Here is a 19,773-nt window from a genome sequence, read left to right on the forward strand (position 1 = left end):
GCTTGCTTAACCGCATTCGACACTGCCGCCGGGAGGCCACATGCGCTCCGAACGCTACGACTACAACGACGACCAGGCACCGCTGCCCGGCCCCTGCTACGACGGGCTTGGCAGCCCGTCCGTTCACGAGAAGACCGCCCGGCGCAAACGGACGGCGGCCGGCATGCTCACCTTCGGCATCGCCTGGTTGTTCGGCTTGGAAGCACTGCTTTCCGACGACGAAAACTGATGGGCGAATGCGCCGCGCATCGTCGCGCGATACGAATTTTCAATCGCTTCCGTGTAGAGGTTACAGCGATCGATCGCAGCGGATCGGGCGTGAAACGATCTCGCTGGCGCGTCACAGTTGTCACCAGAGAGCCGATCACGCGCCCTCTCCCGGCAAATCAAGTAGACTTTCCGTATGCAGTTGCAATAGACGGAGGCTGTCATGGCTGAGTCAATGATTGGCATCGTGGTCGGCATCGTCGTGCTGGCGGTGATCCTGACACTGCTGTCCCACCAATTGCGGCGTGAGCATCACTACCGCGACGGGATGCGAGGTCGCCTCGACGGGCATCGCTGGTGGGAACGCCTGCGGCACCGCCACTGAGCAGCGCTGGATCTACACGACATTCATCCCTATCCACCCGCGCCGCTCCAGCGGCGCACGACACCGGCAAGCGTCGGCCTCGCCCGTCATCCCTAAGGCCGCACGACGCACCGCACGGAGGCGATCATGCCTGACGAAGCGGCAACCCCGAGCTGGCAGCAAGTCGACTATGAAGGCTTCGAGATCCACGTCGCACCGTCGCTGAAAGACGGCACCGCGCGCTACACGTATATCGGTTACGTCTGTCATCCCGGCGCGAACCCGAAACTGCCGGGCCACACGGTCCCGTTTCACGCGGACGGCGAGGAGTCGTTCAAGACAGCCGACGATGCCAGCGACGAAGCCGTGCACATCGGCAAGAGCATCGTCGAAGGCACGCATCCCGACCTGTCAGTGCTGTCGCTGGTCACGAGCGGCGTTTGACAGCGTCTTCGCGAGCGTCACGCTCTGGCGCGTTCGACGGCGTCCCTTTGCGACAACTCAGGAAAATACCGACGAGGAAGATAAACAGATTGCCTTCGGTGAAGTTGAGCAGCAGCGAATTGGCAAAGCAGCCGATCGCGAACGCAAACAGGTAAGCGAGGACGATCGTGCGCGCCGGCTCGCGCAACTCGAGCGCAGACCGACCGATCTGCACGAGAAAGAAGACAAACAGCGCGATACCGAGCGCGCCCAGCTGAATGCCCATCAGCAGGAATTCGTTGTGCGGATTGCCCGCCGTCGCGGCGGCCGCGCCCGTGGCATTACGCGCGAACGCATCGAACTCTTCCTGAACGGTGCCCACGCCATGACCGATGACGGGTCGCTCGCCGATCAGTTCGAGGCTGCGCCGGTAGAACACGATGCGCACGCCCATCGACGTGTTCTTGTTCGACGTCTCGTACGCGCTGATTTCGTCATTCGTTTCCGCAAGGCGCGAGCCGTGCGAATGCAAGGCCGCGTAGACAAGGGTGCCCGCGACGGCGACCAGCGCGACGCCACTGCCCCATCGCACCCACAGTTTCATACCGCGCAGCGACACGAAGTACGTCACGACATAGATGACAATGAAGAGAATTGCGATGATCTGGCCCGTGCGCCCTTGCATCATCAACAGCACATTGACGATAGCCAGCAGCGCGACGACATAGAGCGCGGCTTTCGCAGCACGCGAGCGCACATGCTTCGCGAAGTTCAGCGCCAGATAAAACAGCAGCGCCGTCATGATGCCTGCCGCAATGTGATCCTTGAAGACCCATGCACGGCGTATGGGATCAGTATCCGAGTGCCACGGACCGATCGACGTCCAGCCGAAGTAGTTCGAACACGACAGCAGCAGCGCAAAGGTCAGCGCCCCGAACAATGCCCATTTCGCAACCGTGGTCCACGCCGTCGCGCGGCAATCGCGGAACGTCAACATCAGCAGCGGCAGATAGATCAGCTTGCGGTACTTCATCAGAAAGTCGAGCGCGTGCCCGCGATCCGCGGTCGTCCACGCGAGGCTCAATGTGAGCACGGCAGCGAGCAGCAACGCCGCGACGCTGACACGGTCCGTGAAAATCGCGCGCCAGTTGCGCCAGACCTCAGGCGACAGCAGCGCGCACACCGCAAACAGCGACGCAGCGATGTTGACACCGGCAGTCGACAACGGAACGGCAAACAGTGCGACAAGCGCGAATGTTCGCGCGAGGATCAGCGGATACGAATCTGTTCTGGCGTGTTGCATGTGTGCTTCAACTCTCAATGACGAAATGCGCTCGCGTAGCCGTGGACCGTCAGCTCGCTGCGTCAGTGGCGCCTGCCTCTTTCGGCCGGTGCCTTTTGTCGATCTTGCCTGCTTTGATCCTGTCTGCTTTCTCTTGCCGTTCGGGCCCCGCGGTACGCGCTACGCCGCCGTCATCATCTCACGGCGTGCGTACGATCTGGTTGCACGCCCGTCAGACTACTCGCAAGCCACGGTAAGGCCCGGCAATTCATTGCCTGGCATCGCGCAGGTAAAACGCCGTGCGCGCCTCGAGGGCCTCGCGCGAATACAACTGCTCGACCGTTCGCCGCGCGGCCGCGCCGATTTGCGCGCGCAGCGCCGGTTGCCCGATCAACTGATTGATTATTGCCAGCGCCTCTTCTGACGTATCGAAAAGATAGCCGTTCTCGCCGTGCCGCACGACATCTACGTAGCCGCCGTGACGATGACACACGACGGCCAAACCGCACGCCATGGCTTCGAGCACCACTCGGCCGAACGTCTCGACGTGTTCGCCCGTGCGGTAATAAAAAATATCGAGTTCGTGCAGAAAATCCGGCGCCGCCATCGCGCCTTCGGGTAAAAGACGGATCGCGTCGTCTTGCGGCAAGGCACCCGCCAGCGTCGTCGCACCTTGCAACACCACATTGCAACCGCGGGCGGCGAGTGTCTTGTAGACGGCGATGTCGTCGGGATGATGCTTGTCGGCCGTATCGCGACTCAAGCGGCCGACGACCGGCCGCGCATGCGCTGCATGCTCGCGCGGTGCAAAACGGCTGATGTCGATCGGCGAAGGCTGGATTTCGCCCTTCACGCCGAGCAGCCGCGACTGGAAGGCGGAAATCAGCACGTATTCGGTCGCGGGCCAGCGCAGCAACGGCTGCGGCGTCGAGGTGAGCGCGAGCAGCTTCGGATGAAACGTGTTGAACACGTACACGAGCCGTTCCGGACGGCCCGCGAAATACGGCCACAAACGGTTGCGCCAATGCGCGCCGACGAACACATACGTGCCGCCGTGCGGCACGCTCGCCTTGTGCGGCGCGACGCGTCGAATTGGATACGCCGCCGACAGTTCCTCAGACGTCCGCGACGACGTGCTCCATAGCTGCACGTCGCTCTTGTCGCGCAGCAGCTCGTACAGGTGCAGCGCCTCCTGCTCGCTGCCGCCGTTCGGATTGTGAAACCCGTTGAAGATGTGAATCATACCTTCTGTCTGAATAGTCGCCGGCTGCATCGGACAACTGGCAGCGGCGGGTGCGCCCGCATGCGGCGCTGGGCCGCGCGGGCGTTCTCTCTATCGGATGCTCACGCAGAGGTTCTCATGCCGCGTGCTGCTGAAACTGGATGCGATGCAGATGCGCATACAGCCCGTTCTGTGCCAGCAGTTCGCGGTGGCTGCCGCGCTCGACGATGCGTCCCGCGTCGAGCACGAGGATGCGGTCGGCACGCTCGATGGTCGACAAACGATGCGCGATCACAAGCGTCGTACGGCCCTTCATCAATGTTTCGAGCGCGGCTTGTACGTGGCGCTCCGATTCGGAATCAAGCGCCGAGGTGGCTTCGTCGAGAATCAGGATGGGCGCGTCCTTATAGACTGCGCGCGCAATCGCGAGACGCTGACGCTGACCGCCCGACAGCATCATGCCGTTGTCGCCGACAAGCGTGTCGATGCCGTTCGGCATCGCGGCGACGGTGTCCCACAGATTGGCCGCACGCAGCGCCGCTTTCACGCGCTCCGGGTCCGCCGGCTGCCCGTAGGCGACGTTGTTTGCGATCGTGTCGTTGAACAGCACGACGTCCTGGCTCACCATTGCGATCTGGCTGCGCAGTTCGTGAATGCCGTACTCGGGCAGCGCAACACCGTCGACCAGAATCTTGCCGCCGCTCGGATCGAAGAATCTGGGCAGCAGATTCACGAGCGTCGTCTTGCCGCTGCCCGACGGCCCCGCCAGTGCGACCATCTCGCCCGGCGCAACCTTGAACGACACGGTGTCCAGCGTCTGCCGCTGCATCGGACCGCTTGCGCCGTACATGAACGACACGTCGCGGAATTCGACTTCGCCGGTCGACCGTTCCAGCTTGCGGCCGCCGCCCGGCGGCTCCGACGGCTCGTCGATGAGCCCGAAGATCAGCTCAGCCGCCGTCATCCCGCGCTGCAAGGGCTGGTTGACGTCCATCAAATGCTTGAGCGGGGATATGATCAGCAGCATCGATGTGACGAACGCGACGAAACCGCCGACCGTCGTCTGATCGTGCGACGACTGCACGACGGCGATCGTAATCACGACAGCGAGCGCGATCGACGCGAGAAATTGCGTCAGCGGTTGCGCGAGGCCGCCCGACACCGTCATGCGCATCGAGTAGCCGCGCAGCCGTTTGCTCATCTCCGTAAAACGGTCGATCTCATACTGCTCGCCGTTGTGCACCTTGACGACCTTGTAGCCGCCTACCGTCTCCTCGACGATGTACGACAGTTCGTTGGTGAGATTCTGATGCTCGCGGTTCAGGCGCCGCAGCCGGCGGTTGATCTTGCCGACCAGCCAGCCGATGCCCGGCAGCAGCACCGCGACGATCAGCGTCAGGCGCCAGTTCAGATAAAACAGGTAGCCGAGCAGGAACACGACCGTCAGCGAGTCGCGCACGAGCGTGACCATCACGCCCGTCAGTGTGTTCAGGATCTGGTTCACCTCGAAGACGATCGCGTTGATGACCGTGCTCGCGGTTTCACGCTGGAAGAAGGCAACGCTGCTGTGAATCATCCGGTTGAACATGGTCAGCCGCAGTTGCAGCAGAATGCGGTTTGATACATAGGACAGTAGATAGCCCGACGCATACTGCGCGACACCGCGCACGAACGCGAGACCGATCACGGCGAGCGGCACGTACCACTTCGCACTATCGCTGCCGTGCGCGCCGAAGCCGTGGTCGAGAAGCGGCTTGAGCAGTGCGGGAATCCCCGCCTCGGTGGCGGCAACGACGCCCATCGTCAAAATGCCGGCCAGGACGGTCCAGATGAGCGGTTTGACATACGGCCACAGACGCCGCAGGACCACGATGGTCGACGATGCTTCACCGGAGCCGATGGGCTTGCTTAACGTTGGCTTGGCGCTCAAGAGTTCCTCTGGGAATGCGGACGCGCGCTATGGCGCCCGTGGGCCGCCCTTGGGGCGGATTGCAAATGCGACATTGTAAACCGTCCGGCATGTCACCCCGGCGTGGCTAAATGATTGGAAATCCACGCGTTTGCCGATCTCTCCGGCGCGACGCGAGCGCGGCTGTCGGCGAGCACCCTTGCTTGAGCCCAGCGGAGCCTCGTCGAGCGCAGCCCGAAGCTTTGCGTGGGCATGCGTCCGCTGTGTATATACTGGCGCAATTTTCGTCGGGCGGCGGCCATGGCAGCAGCTGCGTGGCCCGGACGCCCGCTCCGCCCGTCTCATCCGGCATCGATTCGCATGACACAACCCACACTCGGCGTCGCCATCATCACGAAAAACGCGGCGCTCAGGCTCGACGAATGCCTGCGCGCCGTCGCGTTCGCCGACGAGATCGTCGTCGTCGACAGCGGCAGCACGGACGCCACCGTCGAGATCGCCCGTTCGCACGGCGCGCGCGTACTCTCGCATACCGACTGGCCCGGTTTCGGTCCGCAAAAAAACCGTGCGCTGGACGCGCTCGGCACGACCTGGGTGCTGTCGATCGATGCAGACGAGATCGTCACGCCTGAACTGGCTGTCTCGATTGCCGGCGTGCTCGCCGCGCCGGACGCCGACGTTTATGCCGTCGACCGTTTGTCGGCGTTCTGCGGACACTGGGTGCGGCACAGCGGCTGGTATCCGGACTGGATTCCGCGCCTGTTTAAACGCGGCAGCGCGCGTTTCTCCGACGACCTCGTGCACGAACGCCTCATGTTCGAGTCGCCCGCGAAGCATCTGGAAGGCAAATTGATGCACCACTCGTACGAAGACTTCGAGACGGTGCTACGCAAGCTCGACGCGTATTCGACGGCAGGCGCGCAGCAGCGCCACGCGGCCGGCCAGCGGGGCAGCTTCGGCAAGGCCGTCGCACGCGGCGCGTGGGCGTTCGTGCGGACCTACCTGCTGCGCTGTGGATTTCTCGACGGCCGCGCGGGTTTCATGATCGCGATGTTCAACGCGGAGACCGTGTACTACCGGTTCGTCAAGCTGGCGCAACTGGGACGCGAAGACGACACGCAGCGCTGAATGCCGCGGGCGCCCGCTACCGGCGCAGCGTCACACGCGGTCAATACACGATTTCGATCGCGCTGCCCGAAAACTCGCGGCGCAATGCGGCGAGCAGTTCGTCCGTCGGCTTCACGCGCCATGCGTCGCCAAGCCTCACTTCGCCCTCCGCGTTGTCGCTGCGGTAGACGATCTGCACGGCAAGCCCGTTCGGGATCGGCGCCGACGGCCGTTGTGCACGCCCGCCTGATTCTCCATTGCCGCCGAAACCGCCGCGGGCACCGCTGCGGGGAGCCGGCGCAGCGACTTCAGCGTCTTCCGGCTTCGCGCGATAGGCCTCGAGCACCGAGCGCAATGTGTGTGCATTCGCGTTGCCGTTCATCTGCACCTTCACCGCTTGCGCGAACCGCGTGCGAGCGCGGCCGAGGTCCATCGGCGTGTCGACGGTAAAGCGGATGCCGCCCGTGAACGCATCGTTGCGCGCCTGCCCCTGCACGACGAGCAATTCGTCTTCCTTGAACAGCTGCTTGTGCGCCTCGAATTGCTCATTGAATACCGTCACTTCGCACTGGCCCGTGCCGTCGTCGAGCAGCGCGATCAGCATCTTGCCGCGCTGGGTCATCTGCGTGCGCAGCGACACGATCACGCCCGCCACCAGCTTGTCGCGCCCTTCCTTGAGCTCGCCGATCTTCTGGCGCACGAAGCGTCGCACTTCGTCCTTGTACGCGTCGAACAGATGCCCCGACAGATAGAAGCCGAGCGCCGTCTTCTCTTCCTGCAGACGACGCTTGTCCGGCCACGCGGGTTCGTCAACGAGTTCGTGGCCCTGCGAAGGCGCATCGCCAATGTCGAACAGACCCGCCTGCATCGCGTTGGCGCTCGCCTGGTCGGCGGCTTCCATCGCAAGCGACACGGATGCGATCAGCTGCGCGCGGTTCTCGTGCAGGGAGTCGAATGCGCCGGCACGGATCAGCGCTTCGATCGTGCGGCGATTGACGACGCGCCGATCGATCCGGTTGCAGAAGTCGAAGATATCGACGAACGGGCCTTCTTCGCGCGCGCGCAGAATTTCTTCGATCGCGTTCTGGCCGCTACCCTTGATTGCGCCAAGGCCGTAGCGGATCGTGCGCGAACGCTTGCCGTCCGCTTCCGCTACCGGCTCGAACCGGTAGGCGGACAGATTGATGTCGGGCGGCAGCACGGCCATCTTGTTCGCGAGGCAGTCTTCGAACAGGATCTTCACCTTGTCCGTGTCGTCCATCGCGAGCGACATGTTGGCCGCCATGAATTCGGCGGGATGATGCGCCTTGAGCCACGCGGTGTGATACGCGAGCAGCGCGTAAGCAGCCGCGTGCGACTTGTTGAAGCCGTAGCCCGCGAACTTCTCCATCAGGTCGAAGGTTTCGTCGGCCTTCTCGCGCGTCAAGCCGTTCCTGGCGGCACCCTCGGCGAAGATCTCGCGATGCTTCGCCATTTCCTCCGGCTTTTTCTTACCCATCGCACGACGCAGCAGGTCGGCGCCCCCCAGCGAATAGCCGCCGATGATCTGCGCCATCTGCATCACCTGCTCCTGATAGACCATGATGCCGTAGGTCTCTTTCAGGACAGGTTCGACACGCGGATCCGGATATTCGACTGTCTCGCGGCCGTGCTTACGCGCGCAGAAGCTCGGGATCAGATCCATTGGGCCGGGCCGGTACAAGGCCACGAGCGCGATGATGTCCTCGAAGCGGTCGGGTTGCGCGTCCTTCAGCATGCCCTGCATGCCGCGGCTTTCCAGCTGGAACACGGCAACCGTATTCGCTTTCTTGAGGATCGAGAACGCCGCCGGGTCGTCGAGCGGCACCTGTGCGAGCGACCAGTTTTCCTTCGATGGATCGAGACGGCGGATATAGCGCTCGGCCCAGTCGAGAATGGTCAGCGTGGTCAGACCCAGAAAGTCGAACTTCACGAGGCCGACGGCTTCCACGTCGTCCTTGTCGTACTGGCTCACCACGCCGCTTTCGTCGCCCTGCGTATAGAGCGGGCAGAAGTCCGTCAGCTTGCCGGGCGCGATCAGCACGCCGCCCGCGTGCATGCCGACGTTACGCGTGAGGCCTTCCACGCGCTGCGCGAGTTCGAGCAGCTGGTGCACTTCGTCTTCATTGTCGAAGCGCTCCTTCAGAAGCGGCTCTTCCTTCATCGCGTCCGCGATCGTGACGTGCTTGCCCGGCTTGAACGGAATCAGCTTGGCGACGCCGTCCGTGAACATATAGCCGAGATCGAGCACGCGGCCGATGTCGCGCACCGCGGCTTTCGCTGCCATGGTGCCGAACGTCGCGATCTGCGAGACGGCGTCCGCGCCGTACTTCTCCTTCACGTACTGGATCACGCGGTCGCGGCCGTGCTGACAGAAGTCGATGTCGAAGTCGGGCATCGACACGCGCTCCGGATTCAAAAAACGCTCGAACAGCAGGTTATAGCGCAGCGGATCGAGGTCGGTAATGCCGAGCGCGTACGCGACCAGCGAACCCGCGCCCGAGCCGCGGCCTGGCCCGACGGGGACGCCGTTGTTCTTGGCCCAGTTGATGAAGTCCGCCACGATCAGGAAGTAGCCGGGAAAGCCCATCTTGATGATCGTGCCGCATTCGAAGTCGAGCCGCGCGTAATAGCCTTCGCGTTGCGCATCGCGCTCGGCCTGTTCAGGAAACAGTTGTTCCAGGCGCTTCTCAAGCCCTTCCTTCGACAGCTGGACCAGGTAGTCGTCGAGCGACATGCCGTCCGGCGTCGGGAACAACGGCAGCTTCGGCTTGCCGAGTTCGAGCGTGAGATTGCAGCGTTTCGCGATTTCGACGGTGTTCGCGATCGCGGACGGGATGTCCGCGTACAGCGCGATCATCTCGTCCTGCGTGCGGAAATACTGGTCCGTCGTAAAGCGCTTCTGACGGCGCGGATTCGCGAGAATATCGCCCTCGGAAATACACACGCGCGCTTCGTGCGCGGTGAAGTCGTCGGGCGTCATGAACTGCAGCGGGTGCGTCGCGACGACGGGCAGCTTCAGCGACGCCGCCAGCGCGACGGCCTGCTGCACATACGCTTCCGCACCGGCTTGTCCGCCGCGCTGCAATTCAATGTAAAAACCGTTCGGGAAGATCTGCGCCCAGCGCTGCGCATTGCGCTGCGCGGCTTCCTGGTTGCCCGCCGCGAGCGCGAGGCCCACGTCGCCGTGCTGCGCGCCCGACAGCGCCAGCAGTCCTTCGGCGAGGCCGCTTTCGAGCCACGCCGTTTCCACTTCCGCGCGCCCGCGATACTGGTTGGTAAGCCACGCCTTCGACAGCAGTTCGCAAAGATTCAGATAGCCGGTCTTGTTCCTGACCAGCAACAGAAGCCGCGAAGGCTTGTCGCGGTCATCCGGATTCGTGATCCAGACATCGCAGCCGGCAATGGGTTTGACCCCTTTGCCACGGGCTTCCTTGTAAAAACGGACGAGACCGAATGCGTTACCGAGATCGGTGAGCGCGAGCGCGCCCTGACCGTCTTTGGCAGCGGCATCGACGACGTCGTCGATGCGCACAATGCCATCGGCAATCGAGAATTCGGAGTGAACGCGGAGATGGACGAAGCGGGGATCTGACATGGGCGACATTGTAACCCCGCCCTCCTGAAAATTTTCGCGCAAACAGCCCTCTGCCCGCCTGATTGGCCATCCGGCCAGGCACGTTTCGCCAAGAGCTTTTATCGACGGCGCTTTGCGCGAATCGGGATCGACCGATGGGCCATTTCGAAGCAAATCAATACGCCTTCGGACAGATTGCAGACCGGCGCTCAGGATGAGGGATAATACGCGTTCCATTCCATTTTTTGCCGTACGCGTGCTGCGCCCGCCCTCCATGCGCGCGCCGGGCACGGCGCTTTATCGCTGGACCAGCATGAATATCCTCAATCTTTCGGCTTATCAGTTCTCGACGCTCGACAAGATCGTCGAATGGCGGCCGCTCGTCACCGCGCGCTGCAATGAACTCGGCTTGCGCGGCACCATTCTGCTTGCGCCGGAAGGCATCAATCTGTTCATCGCCGGAGAGATTCCGCGCGTGCGCGCATTCATCGACTACGTCCGCCACGATCCGCTGTTCGAAGGTAAATTTTCCGAACTCCAGTTCAAGGAAAGCCTGTCGGAGAAGCAGCCGTTCCGGCGCATGCTCGTCAAGCTGAAGCGCGAAATCATCACGATGAAGAAACCGGCCATCAAGCCGGAACTGGGCCGTGCGCCGTTCGTCGACGCCCGCACGCTGAAGGTTTGGCTCGACCGCGGCCACGACGATGCGGGCCGCCCGGTCGTGATGCTCGACACGCGCAATGCGTTCGAAGTCGATGTCGGCACGTTCGACAACGCGCTCGACTACGGCATCACCAGGTTCAGCGAGTTCCCCGAGGTGATCGAACAGAATCGGGCGGACCTGGAGGGCAAGACGGTGGTGTCGTTCTGCACGGGCGGTATCCGCTGCGAAAAGGCGGCCATCCATATGAAGGACGTCGGCATCGAGAATGTGTACCAGCTTGAGGGCGGCATCCTGAAGTATTTCGAGGAAGTGGGCGGTGCGCACTACAACGGCGAATGCTTCGTGTTCGACTATCGCACCGCGCTCGATCCCAACCTGCGGCCGACGGCGACCGTGCAATGCTTCGGCTGCCGCGCCGTCGTGATGCCGGAAGGCCAGAAGTCGCCGTACTACGTGCCAGGCAAGACGTGCGCGGCCTGTCATCCGGACGCGCAGCCGCAAGCCGCGGCCGCGCATGCAGCGGATCTGGTCTGAGCGCAGCGCGTCATCACCCGCTGCATGAACCCGTTTTGCATGCGCCGTGCCGCCGCGGCTCACGACACCTGAACATGACGCGCTATCGCGGACGTTTCGCGCCCTCCCCCACGGGCCCGCTGCATGTCGGCTCGCTGGTCAGCGCACTCGCAAGCTGGCTGGATGCGCGCGCCAATCGCGGCACGTGGCTGGTGCGTATCGAAGACATCGACGGGCCGCGCACCGTCCCGGGCGCCGCGCAGCACATCCTCGATACGCTCACGCGCTTCGGCATGACGGCCGACGAACCGCCCGTCTGGCAAAGCCAGCGCGCAGCGCTTTACCAGCAGGCATTCGAACGCCTGCAGGCCACAGGCCTCGTCTATCCCTGCGGCTGCACGCGCAAGGAAATCGCCGATTCGCTGGTCCGGACCCACGCCCGGCACACGACGCTCGCCTACCCCGGCACCTGCCGCAACGGCCTGAACGGCAAGCCCGCGCGCGCGTGGCGACTGCGTGTGCCGGACGGCGATGCCGCCATCGTGACGTTCGACGATCGCTGGCAAGGGCGGCAAGTGCAGAATCTCGCCACTGAAGTCGGCGACTTCGTGCTGCGTCGCGCGGACGATCAGTGGGCCTATCAGCTGGCCGTGGTCGTCGACGACGCGGATCAGGGCATCACCCACATTGTGCGCGGCGCCGACCTGCTCGACTCGACCGCCCGACAGATCTACCTGCAGCGCTGCCTCGGCGTGGCCACGCCCTCCTACCTGCATGTGCCCGTCGTGACGAACGCCGACGGCGAAAAGCTCAGCAAGCAGACGGGTGCCGCGGCCCTCGACGCATCGGAGCCGCTCGTCACGCTGAACCGTGCGGCGCGGCATCTGGGATTGAAGCTGGGAGAAGCAGCGGCGACATCGCTCGATGCGTTCTACACGGAAGCCGTCGCGGCGTGGTCGGATCGCATCAGGCGGCAATAACGCCGCGCCAACAAAGATGGCGCCCGAAAGGCGCCATTCGCAAAAGCAATCAGAACGGCAAGCGCTGCGACATCAATTCGACGACGTCGTCTTGCGCGGCATCCCAAAGCCGCCCAGCAACGCGGCGAGCGGCTGCTTCGATGCGGGCTTTTGCGGCGCGGCAGGCGCTTCCTCGCGCCTCGCCGCAGCGGAAGGCGACGGCTCGTACGGCTTGAAGAAGAAATCGTCGACAGGCTGCTGACGATGATGCGAGCCATGTGACGGACGCTCGTGCGCACCCGTCGTGCGGCGGCGGCTGCCGCGATCGTCGCGGTCGCGCCGTGCGCCGCGCTCGTCGTGATGATGACGCACAGGCGCGTCGACCGTCAGACGCTGCACATCCAGCGGCCGCTTGATCAGCTTTTCGATATCGGCAAGCTGCTTGCGCTCGTTGGGGCTGAACAGCGACAGCGCATCGCCCGATGCACCCGCGCGGCCCGTCCGGCCGATCCGGTGCACATAGTCTTCCGCGTTGAACGGCAGATCGAAGTTGATCACGGCGGGGAGTTCGGCGATGTCGAGACCGCGCGCGGCCACGTCGGTAGCGACGAGCGCTTCGATCTCGCCGCGCTTGAACGCGTCCAGCGCCTGCATCCGCTCGCTTTGCGAACGATCGCCGTGAATCGCCGTCGCCACCACGCCATCGCGCTCCAGCTGACGCGCAAGCCGGCTGGCGCCGATCTTGCTGTTGCAGAACACGATCACCTGCTTGAGGCTGCGCTCGCGGATCAACTGCACGACGGCGCCCGTCTTGTCGCCCTCCGCCACTTCGTAGACGATCTGCGTGACGTTCGTCGCCGTCGAATTGCTGCGCGCCACTTCGATGGTCTGCGGATTGCGCAGGTACGTCGAAGCCAGCTTCTTGATTTCGGGCGAGAACGTCGCCGAGAACAGCAGCGTCTGACGCTCGGTCGGCAGCAGGTTCAGAATGCGCTGCAGGTCGGGCAGGAAGCCCATATCGAGCATCCGGTCGGCTTCGTCGAGCACGAGCATCTGCACCTGCCCGAGATTGGCCGTCTTCTGCTGCACGTGGTCGAGCAGACGTCCCGGCGTCGCGATCAGGATTTCGACGCCGCGCCGCAGTTCCGCCGATTGCGGGTTCATGTCGACGCCGCCGAACACGACCGCGCTGCGCAGCGCCGTGTGCTTCGCATACGACTGCACGTTGGCGGCGACCTGGTCGGCGAGTTCGCGCGTCGGCGTGAGGATCAGCGCGCGCACGGGGTGACGGGCCGGCGACGCGCTCGTGTTGGCGAGCGGCAGCAGACGCTGGATGATCGGCAGCGAGAAGCTCGCTGTCTTGCCCGTGCCCGTCTGCGCGGCGCCCATCACGTCCCTGCCGCCCAGCACGACGGGAATCGCCTTGGCCTGGATCGGCGTCGGCGTCGTGTAGCCCTGCTCCGCGATGGCTTTGAGAATGTCGGCGTGTAGGCCGAACTGGTCGAACGTCGCGTTGGTAGGCGTGGTTGCTGTATCGGACATGGTGGCTTTCGCTAAAAATGCGCCTGCGCTCGGACCGCTTGCGCGTTGCCAAAGGCGGGCGCGCGGGCGTCCGCTCAACAGTTTCTGCAGCTTCTTCTGCAGCGGCCGGGGCCGCGGAGGGCATCAGGATGAAGGCGGAGCCACGGCGTCCCGTATAAGGTCCGCTTACTAAGGTCCGCTTACGTGCTTACGTACCAGCTCGTATCAGCAAGCATGCGGCCGGCTCCCGCCGGCGGAAACATCCGCCGGAAAGGGCGGTATTGTAGCACTTCGGCCTGCCTGCCCTTGCCGTGCAAGCGGGCTCACCGCTTTCCCGCGCCTCGGCGCCGCATGACGGCATATTTCAAGCGGGGACGGACCATGCCCGACGCGCGCAGCGTAGACGCCGCGCGAGGCAATCTGGTGACAATCGCCTGACATGCGTCCGACACCGCGCGATCCGCGTTCCGCCCCATTTCCTCACCACGTTTCGCGCATCACCATCAGCCGCGGTTCCGTCATGTCCTCGATCGCATAGCGGATCCCTTCGCGCCCCAGGCCCGAGTCCTTCACGCCGCCATACGGCATGTTGTCGACGCGGAACGATGGCACATCGTTGATGACCACGCCGCCCACTTCGAGTTCATCCCACGCCTGATGCGCGTGCGCCAGGGAATCCGTGAACACGCCCGCCTGCAAGCCGAAGTCGCTGTCGTTGACGGCCGCGAGCGCGCTCGCGAAGTCGTCGAATTTTTCGAGGATCGCCACCGGCCCGAACGCCTCCTTGCGATACAGATCGGTGTCATGCCCGACGCTCTCGAGCAACGTCGCCTCGAACATCGCGCCGTCCACCTTGCCGCCTGCGACGATCTTCGCGCCCGCCTTCACTGCGTCGTCCATCCAGCCTGAAAGACGGCGCGATTCCGATTCGGAGATCATCGGCCCGACGAAAGTCTTCTCGTCCTTCGGATCGCCCATCTTCAGCGACTTCGTTTTCGCGATCAGCTTGTCGCGCAGCGCATCGTACAGCGACGCATGCGCGAGAATGCGCTGCACGCCGATGCAGCTTTGCCCCGACTGATAAAACGCGCCGAACGCAAGGCGCTCCACAACGTAGTCGAGCTTGTCGCGCTGATCGCTGTCGACGATGGCGGCCGCGTTGCCGCCCAGCTCCAGAATCACCTTCTTCTTGCCCGCCTTCGCCTTCAGGTCCCAGCCGACGGCAGGCGAGCCCGTGAACGACAGCAGCTTGAAGCGCTCGTCCGTCGTGAACAGATCGGCGCCGTCGCGATGCGCGGGCAGGATCGAGAACGCACCCTTCGGCAGATCGGTCTGCGCGAGCACCTCGCCGATGATCAGCGCGCCGACGGGCGTGCGGCTCGCCGGTTTCAGCACGAACGGCACGCCTGCCGCCAGCGCGGGCGCCACCTTGTGCGCGGCCAGATTCAGCGGAAAGTTGAACGGCGAGATGAACGAGCACGGTCCGATGGGCACCCGCTTCACGTACGCGTGATAGCCCTTTGCGCGCGGCGAGATTTCCAGGTTGACGATTTCGCCGTCGATGCGCACCGATTCTTCCGCCGCGACCTTGAACGTATCGATCAGACGCGCGACCTCGCCGCGCGAATCGTTGATCGGCTTGCCGGCTTCGATGCACAGTGCCATCGCCAGTTCGTCGGCGCGCTCGCGAAAGCGCTTCACGCAATGTTCGAGCACGGCCTGACGCTTGAACGGCGGGAACGTGCGCAGCGCGGGCAACGCGGCGACGGCCGCGCCGATGGCTTGATCGATCGCCTTCGCATCGGCCATCGCGACGCGCGTCGCCACTTCGCCGCTGAATTTGTCGGTGACCTCGAGATCGGTGTTCGCGGCGACGGGTTCGTTCGCGAGATAGTAGGGATAACTCTTCTGCAACATGACTCGTTCTCCTTGATCGATCAGCGACGCGCAGCAAGGGCGGTTCCACCGCCGCCCCACCGTCACGCGCCGGACTGAAACCTCAAAGCTGCGCGGACAGGCGCTTGATCTCGCGATTCAGCACGCGCTCGTTGTCGGAGTAATCGATGGGCACGTCGATCACGTGCACGCCCGGCGTCGCGAAGCACGCGCGCACGAGCGGCGCCAGCTCTTCCGCCGCCCCGACGCGGTGCCCCAACGCGCCATAGCTCGTCGCGTAATCGACGAAATCGGGGTTGCTGAGCATCATTCCGTAGTCGGGGAAATTCATGTTTTCCTGCTTCCAGCGGATCATGCCGAACGCGTCGTCGCGCAGGATCAGCACGACGAGATCGAGCTTCAGCCGCACGGCCGTCTCCAGTTCCTGCGAATTCATCATGAACCCGCCGTCGCCGCACACGGCCATCACCTTTCGCTCAGGATGCACGATCTTGGTCGCGATCGCCGACGGCAGGCCGGCGCCCATCGACGCGAGCGCATTGTCGAGCAGCAGAGAGTTCGGTTCGTGCGCGCGGTAGTAGCGTGCGAACCAGATCTTGTACATGCCGTTGTCGAGACAGATGATGCCGTCGACGGGCATCGTCTCGTACACGTCGTTGACGACCCGCACCGGGTACATCGGGAAGCGGTCGTCGTGCTGGCCCTTCGCCAGATGCGCTTCGAAATGCGCCTTGATCTCCTTGAAGCGCGCGAAGTCCCAATGCTCGCCCGTGCCCCGCAGCGCTTCCTTCATCTGCCACACTGCGTTCGCGATATCGCCGACCACTTCGATCTGCGGGAAATAAACAGTGTCCACTTCCGCGCCGAGAAAGTTCACGTGGATCACCGTCTTCTCGTTGGCATCCGCGCCGCGCATGAAGAACGGCGGCTTTTCGATCACGTCGTGACCGACGTTGATGATGCAGTCGGCGTGATCGATCGCGCGGTGCACGAAGTCGCCGTCCGACAGCGTCGCATTGCCGAGCCACAGCGGATGCGACTCGTCGATCACGCCCTTGCCCATTTGCGTGGTGAAAAACGGGATGCCGATCTGGTCGACGAATTCGCGCAGCATCTTGCGCGTCGTCTTGCGGTTGCCGCCCGCGCCGATCATCAGCAACGGATGCTTCGCCTCGACGATCGCCTTCACCGCGTGTGCGACAGCTTTTTCTTCTGCGACGGGCCGGCGGCTGTAGCTCTTCGGAATCGGCTTGCCGTCGCCCTCCTCGTGCGCGACGTCCTCGGGCAGCTCGAGATGCGTGGCGCCCGGTCGCTCTTCCTCGGCCTGCCGGAACGCCTCGCGCACCGACGCGGGAATATTGCCGATCGACACGATCTGGCGCGTGTATTTGGTGAGCGGCTCCATCATCCGCACCACGTCGACGATCTGGAAATGGCCCTGCTTGCTCGACTTGATCGGCTTCTGGCCCGTGACCATCAGCATCGGCATGCCGCCCAGCTGCGCATACGCGGCGGCCGTGACGAAGTTAGTGGCGCCCGGCCCGAGTGTCGCGAGACACACCCCCGTTCGCCCCGTCAGACGGCCATAGGTCGCGGCCATGAAACCGGCCGCCTGTTCATGGCGCGTCAGCACGAGCTTGATGCGGGAGCGGCGCAGCGATTCGAGGAGATCGAGATTTTCTTCGCCGGGAATGCCGAACACGTACTCGACGCCTTCAGCCTCCAGCGATTTGACGAACAGATCCGATGCTTTCATGGAAGTCTCGCTTGACGAACGAACGCAGACCGGGCCGTGACACCTCGTTCGACGGCGCGCGGACAAGGAGGATCGAAAACGATGACAGCCGCGCCTATGCATCGATACGGGGCGCGGCCATTGCGTGGCACACAGCTTACTACCGCAGGCGAAAACGTGTCGTTCGGGGCAGCCCGCGAGCCGCGCACACGGACGGACGCGCCTGCTGTTGCGCCGCTGGCACAGCCACCGTGCTGCCGTCAGAAGAAGATCAGCGGACGATGGTCACGCAGTCGGACAGCAGCGGCGGCGCGTCGGCGCCGAGGATGGCGTCATAAAGCGTGGCTTGCGGACCCTTCGTCCACCACGTATAGCTGCCCGCCTGATACTTCGCGCCCGAACCGGACAGCACGTTGACGAACAGCATTTGCGTGCCTTTCACCGGCAGCACCGCGAAGCTCTGACCGTTGGTTGCGTTCAGGTACGTGACCTGGAGGATGCGCCCCGTCGCGCAAGTGTATTTCTGCGTCATGCGATGCGCGGTGCGGATATCGGGCAACGGCAGCAAATCGGCGGCATGGGCCACGCCCGTTACACCCGAAGCGGCGACGAACACCAGCACGCCCAAACACGCATACCCTCGTCTGCTCATTGAATGCCTCGTTTCCCGACACTGTCGCGTTATGACCGCGCGATGCGGCTGAAGGTTGCGAAGACAGCTCAGGGATCGATGACGTCGGCGCACGCATCGGTCGGCGCGGCCGCGACGTGGCCGACCACAGGAACGATCTTCAGCCCCGCCGAGGCAATGCGGCACGGCGCAGCCGCCAGCCCGCACCCGCCCAGAGAGAACATCGTCGCGATGGACGCCGCCAGCAGCGCGATGCGCCGCGCCGCTTTGCTGCCCATCTGCTGAACCTTCACGCGTCCTGCTCCGTTGCTGCCGTTTTCCTTATTTCGCCGACACCGGCTTGACAGCGGCCGCAGCCTGTTTGGCGCGCTGCAGCGCTTCGCCGATGTCGCCCGCCGTCGCCAGCGCCACGCCCATGCGGCGCTTGACGAAGCTCTCGGGCTTGCCGAACAGGCGCAGATCCGCGCCGGGCACGGCGAGCGCCTGCGCCACGCCCTCGAACGCGATGCCCGTCTCGTCCAGCCCGCCGTAGATCACAGCCGACGCGCCCGGCGTGCGCAAGGTCGTATCGACGGGCAGGCCGAGAATCGCGCGCGCATGCAGTTCGAATTCGGACAGCCGCTGCGACGCGAGCGTGACGAGCCCGGTGTCGTGCGGACGCGGGCTCACTTCCGAGAACCATACGTCATCACCGCGCACGAAAAGCTCCACGCCGAACAGGCCCCGGCCGCCGAGCGCCGTCGTGACCTTGTCGGCGATGTCGCGCGACTGTTCGAGCGCGCGCGGGCTCATCGGCTGCGGCTGCCATGACTCGACGTAATCGCCCGCCACCTGCACGTGGCCAATCGGGTCGCAGAAGTAGGTGGCCGTTTGCTGCGTGGCCGGCTCGATTGCGCGCACGGTCAGCTGCGTGATCTCGTATTCGAAGTTGATGAAGCCTTCGACGATCACGCGGCCGTGATTCACACGCCCGCCCGCCATCGCGTACTGCCATGCGGGTTCGATGTCGGCGTCGCTGCGCAGCACCGACTGCCCCTTGCCCGACGACGACATCACCGGCTTCACGACGCACGGATAACCGACCTTCGCGATGCCCGCCTTCAGTTCTTCGACGGAATCGGCGAACGCGTACGGCGAGGTCGGCAGGCCGAGTTCCTCGGCGGCGAGGCGGCGGATGCCTTCGCGGTTCATCGTCAGTTGCGTGGCGCGCGCGGTCGGGATCACTTCGGCGACGCCTTCGGTTTCGATCGCCGCGAGCGCGTCGGTGGCGATCGCCTCGATCTCCGGCACGATCAGATGCGGCTGCTCCTCTTCGACGAGCGCGCGCAGCGCCTTCGCGTCCGTCATGTCGATCACGTGCGCGCGATGCGCGACCTGATGCCCCGGCGCGTTCGGATATCGGTCCACCGCGATCACTTCGACGCCGAGCCGCTGCAGCGCGATGATCACTTCCTTGCCCAGCTCGCCCGCGCCGAGCAGCATGACGCGCGTAGCCGAGGTCGAAAGCGGTGTGCCGATGCGTTGGCCGATCTGCATGGAAGCTCCAGAGAATTTTTTGACAAAAAGCGGGTGGAATGAATGACTGCGGCGATGTTAACATGCGCGGCCCCTGCGACTGCGCCTGCCGCGTGCCGATAACCGATGGTGTCGGCCGCGTGTGGAGCCGGCCGACCTGCCATTGCGCCCAGCCGCTGCGGTATCGCGCCGCGACGGCCACTGGCAATGACCGGCCCCGTCGCGGCACC

16 protein-coding genes are annotated in these 19,773 nt (G+C 64.2%); 6 read left to right on the forward strand and 10 right to left on the reverse strand.

Annotation, left to right across the window (positions count from 1 at the left end; translation table 11 throughout):
- The first annotated feature begins 40 nt into the window (after window positions 1-40).
- The 3 genes from BPHY_RS10565 to BPHY_RS10570 all read left to right on the forward strand — a co-directional run bounded on the left by BPHY_RS10565 (window position 41) and on the right by BPHY_RS10570 (window position 1,015).
- A complete protein-coding gene (locus tag BPHY_RS10565; protein WP_012401456.1) occupies window positions 41-229 on the forward strand; it encodes a hypothetical protein in 189 nt (62 codons plus the stop codon).
- A 201-nt stretch (window positions 230-430) separates the two neighbouring features.
- Entirely contained in the window at window positions 431-592 is a 162-nt protein-coding gene (locus BPHY_RS42500; protein WP_012401457.1) for a hypothetical protein, read from the forward strand.
- Between the two features lie 126 nt (window positions 593-718).
- Entirely contained in the window at window positions 719-1,015 is a 297-nt protein-coding gene (locus BPHY_RS10570; protein WP_012401458.1) for a hypothetical protein, read from the forward strand.
- On the opposite strand, the gene BPHY_RS10575 is transcribed toward BPHY_RS10570, so the two are convergent.
- From BPHY_RS10575 to msbA, 3 genes are all read right to left on the reverse strand, one after another.
- Window positions 999-2,297: an O-antigen ligase family protein gene (locus tag BPHY_RS10575; protein ID WP_012401459.1), complete on the reverse strand. Its 1,299-nt coding sequence runs from the start codon at window positions 2,295-2,297 to the stop codon at window positions 999-1,001. The two genes, BPHY_RS10570 and BPHY_RS10575, sit on opposite strands and share 17 nt — an antisense overlap.
- 247 nt (window positions 2,298-2,544) lie before the next feature.
- A complete protein-coding gene (locus BPHY_RS10580) occupies window positions 2,545-3,519 on the reverse strand; it encodes a glycosyltransferase (protein WP_012401460.1) in 975 nt (324 codons plus the stop codon).
- 115 nt (window positions 3,520-3,634) lie between these two features.
- The gene (msbA, locus tag BPHY_RS10585; RefSeq protein WP_012401461.1) at window positions 3,635-5,428 is read right to left on the reverse strand and encodes a lipid A export permease/ATP-binding protein MsbA; all 1,794 of its coding nucleotides are present in this window, start codon (window positions 5,426-5,428) and stop codon (window positions 3,635-3,637) included.
- Window positions 5,429-5,767: 339 nt separating this feature from the next.
- Between msbA and BPHY_RS10590 the strand changes: the two genes are divergently transcribed.
- Window positions 5,768-6,535, forward strand: coding sequence for a glycosyltransferase family 2 protein (locus BPHY_RS10590; protein WP_012401462.1), 768 nt, complete (start codon window positions 5,768-5,770; stop codon window positions 6,533-6,535).
- A gap of 40 nt (window positions 6,536-6,575) precedes the next feature.
- Here the strand turns inward: BPHY_RS10590 and dnaE are convergent, their stop codons facing one another.
- Complete coding sequence (gene dnaE / locus BPHY_RS10595) at window positions 6,576-10,139, reverse strand: DNA polymerase III subunit alpha (protein ID WP_012401463.1); 3,564 nt, start codon at window positions 10,137-10,139, stop codon at window positions 6,576-6,578.
- A gap of 283 nt (window positions 10,140-10,422) precedes the next feature.
- Between dnaE and BPHY_RS10600 the strand changes: the two genes are divergently transcribed.
- A complete protein-coding gene (locus tag BPHY_RS10600) occupies window positions 10,423-11,307 on the forward strand; it encodes a sulfurtransferase (RefSeq protein ID WP_041763955.1) in 885 nt (294 codons plus the stop codon).
- 74 nt (window positions 11,308-11,381) lie between these two features.
- Window positions 11,382-12,266, forward strand: a complete 885-nt coding sequence (gluQRS, locus tag BPHY_RS10605; protein WP_012401465.1) for a tRNA glutamyl-Q(34) synthetase GluQRS — start codon at window positions 11,382-11,384, stop codon at window positions 12,264-12,266.
- A 72-nt stretch (window positions 12,267-12,338) separates the two neighbouring features.
- On the opposite strand, the gene BPHY_RS10610 is transcribed toward gluQRS, so the two are convergent.
- The 6 genes from BPHY_RS10610 to purT form a co-directional block, all read right to left on the reverse strand.
- A complete protein-coding gene (locus BPHY_RS10610) occupies window positions 12,339-13,787 on the reverse strand; it encodes a DEAD/DEAH box helicase (RefSeq protein WP_012401466.1) in 1,449 nt (482 codons plus the stop codon).
- A 459-nt stretch (window positions 13,788-14,246) separates the two neighbouring features.
- Complete coding sequence (locus BPHY_RS10615) at window positions 14,247-15,683, reverse strand: aldehyde dehydrogenase family protein (protein WP_012401467.1); 1,437 nt, start codon at window positions 15,681-15,683, stop codon at window positions 14,247-14,249.
- Between the two features lie 82 nt (window positions 15,684-15,765).
- Window positions 15,766-17,418 carry an acetolactate synthase large subunit gene (locus tag BPHY_RS10620; RefSeq protein WP_012401468.1) on the reverse strand — a complete coding sequence of 551 codons (1,653 nt, stop codon included), beginning with the start codon at window positions 17,416-17,418 and terminating at the stop codon, window positions 15,766-15,768.
- A 250-nt stretch (window positions 17,419-17,668) separates the two neighbouring features.
- The gene (locus BPHY_RS10625) at window positions 17,669-18,049 is read right to left on the reverse strand and encodes an MliC family protein (RefSeq protein WP_012401469.1); all 381 of its coding nucleotides are present in this window, start codon (window positions 18,047-18,049) and stop codon (window positions 17,669-17,671) included.
- A gap of 68 nt (window positions 18,050-18,117) precedes the next feature.
- On the reverse strand, window positions 18,118-18,306 hold the full coding sequence (locus BPHY_RS10630; protein WP_012401470.1) for a DUF6726 family protein: 189 nt from the start codon (window positions 18,304-18,306) through the stop codon (window positions 18,118-18,120).
- A gap of 43 nt (window positions 18,307-18,349) precedes the next feature.
- Window positions 18,350-19,564: a formate-dependent phosphoribosylglycinamide formyltransferase gene (gene purT, locus BPHY_RS10635; protein WP_012401471.1), complete on the reverse strand. Its 1,215-nt coding sequence runs from the start codon at window positions 19,562-19,564 to the stop codon at window positions 18,350-18,352.
- Between the last annotated feature and the right edge of the window lie 209 nt (window positions 19,565-19,773).

Source organism: Paraburkholderia phymatum STM815, assembly GCF_000020045.1.
Taxonomy (GTDB): Bacteria; Pseudomonadota; Gammaproteobacteria; order Burkholderiales; family Burkholderiaceae; genus Paraburkholderia; species Paraburkholderia phymatum.

Excerpts from the sequence above, each read along its gene's own strand:
- BPHY_RS10565 (WP_012401456.1), top strand. The coding sequence starts at position 41 with ATGCGCTCCGAACGCTACGACTACAACGACGACCAGGCACCGCTGCCC.
- BPHY_RS42500 (WP_012401457.1), top strand. The coding sequence starts at position 431 with ATGGCTGAGTCAATGATTGGCATCGTGGTCGGCATCGTCGTGCTGGCG.
- BPHY_RS10570 (WP_012401458.1), top strand. The coding sequence starts at position 719 with ATGCCTGACGAAGCGGCAACCCCGAGCTGGCAGCAAGTCGACTATGAA.
- BPHY_RS10575 (WP_012401459.1), bottom strand. The coding sequence starts at position 2,297 with ATGCAACACGCCAGAACAGATTCGTATCCGCTGATCCTCGCGCGAACA.
- BPHY_RS10580 (WP_012401460.1), bottom strand. The coding sequence starts at position 3,519 with ATGATTCACATCTTCAACGGGTTTCACAATCCGAACGGCGGCAGCGAG.
- BPHY_RS10590 (WP_012401462.1), top strand. The coding sequence starts at position 5,768 with ATGACACAACCCACACTCGGCGTCGCCATCATCACGAAAAACGCGGCG.
- dnaE (WP_012401463.1), bottom strand. The coding sequence starts at position 10,139 with ATGTCGCCCATGTCAGATCCCCGCTTCGTCCATCTCCGCGTTCACTCC.
- BPHY_RS10600 (WP_041763955.1), top strand. The coding sequence starts at position 10,423 with ATGAATATCCTCAATCTTTCGGCTTATCAGTTCTCGACGCTCGACAAG.
- gluQRS (WP_012401465.1), top strand. The coding sequence starts at position 11,382 with ATGACGCGCTATCGCGGACGTTTCGCGCCCTCCCCCACGGGCCCGCTG.
- BPHY_RS10610 (WP_012401466.1), bottom strand. The coding sequence starts at position 13,787 with ATGTCCGATACAGCAACCACGCCTACCAACGCGACGTTCGACCAGTTC.
- BPHY_RS10615 (WP_012401467.1), bottom strand. The coding sequence starts at position 15,683 with ATGTTGCAGAAGAGTTATCCCTACTATCTCGCGAACGAACCCGTCGCC.
- BPHY_RS10620 (WP_012401468.1), bottom strand. The coding sequence starts at position 17,418 with ATGAAAGCATCGGATCTGTTCGTCAAATCGCTGGAGGCTGAAGGCGTC.
- BPHY_RS10625 (WP_012401469.1), bottom strand. The coding sequence starts at position 18,049 with ATGAGCAGACGAGGGTATGCGTGTTTGGGCGTGCTGGTGTTCGTCGCC.
- BPHY_RS10630 (WP_012401470.1), bottom strand. The coding sequence starts at position 18,306 with ATGGGCAGCAAAGCGGCGCGGCGCATCGCGCTGCTGGCGGCGTCCATC.
- purT (WP_012401471.1), bottom strand. The coding sequence starts at position 19,564 with ATGCAGATCGGCCAACGCATCGGCACACCGCTTTCGACCTCGGCTACG.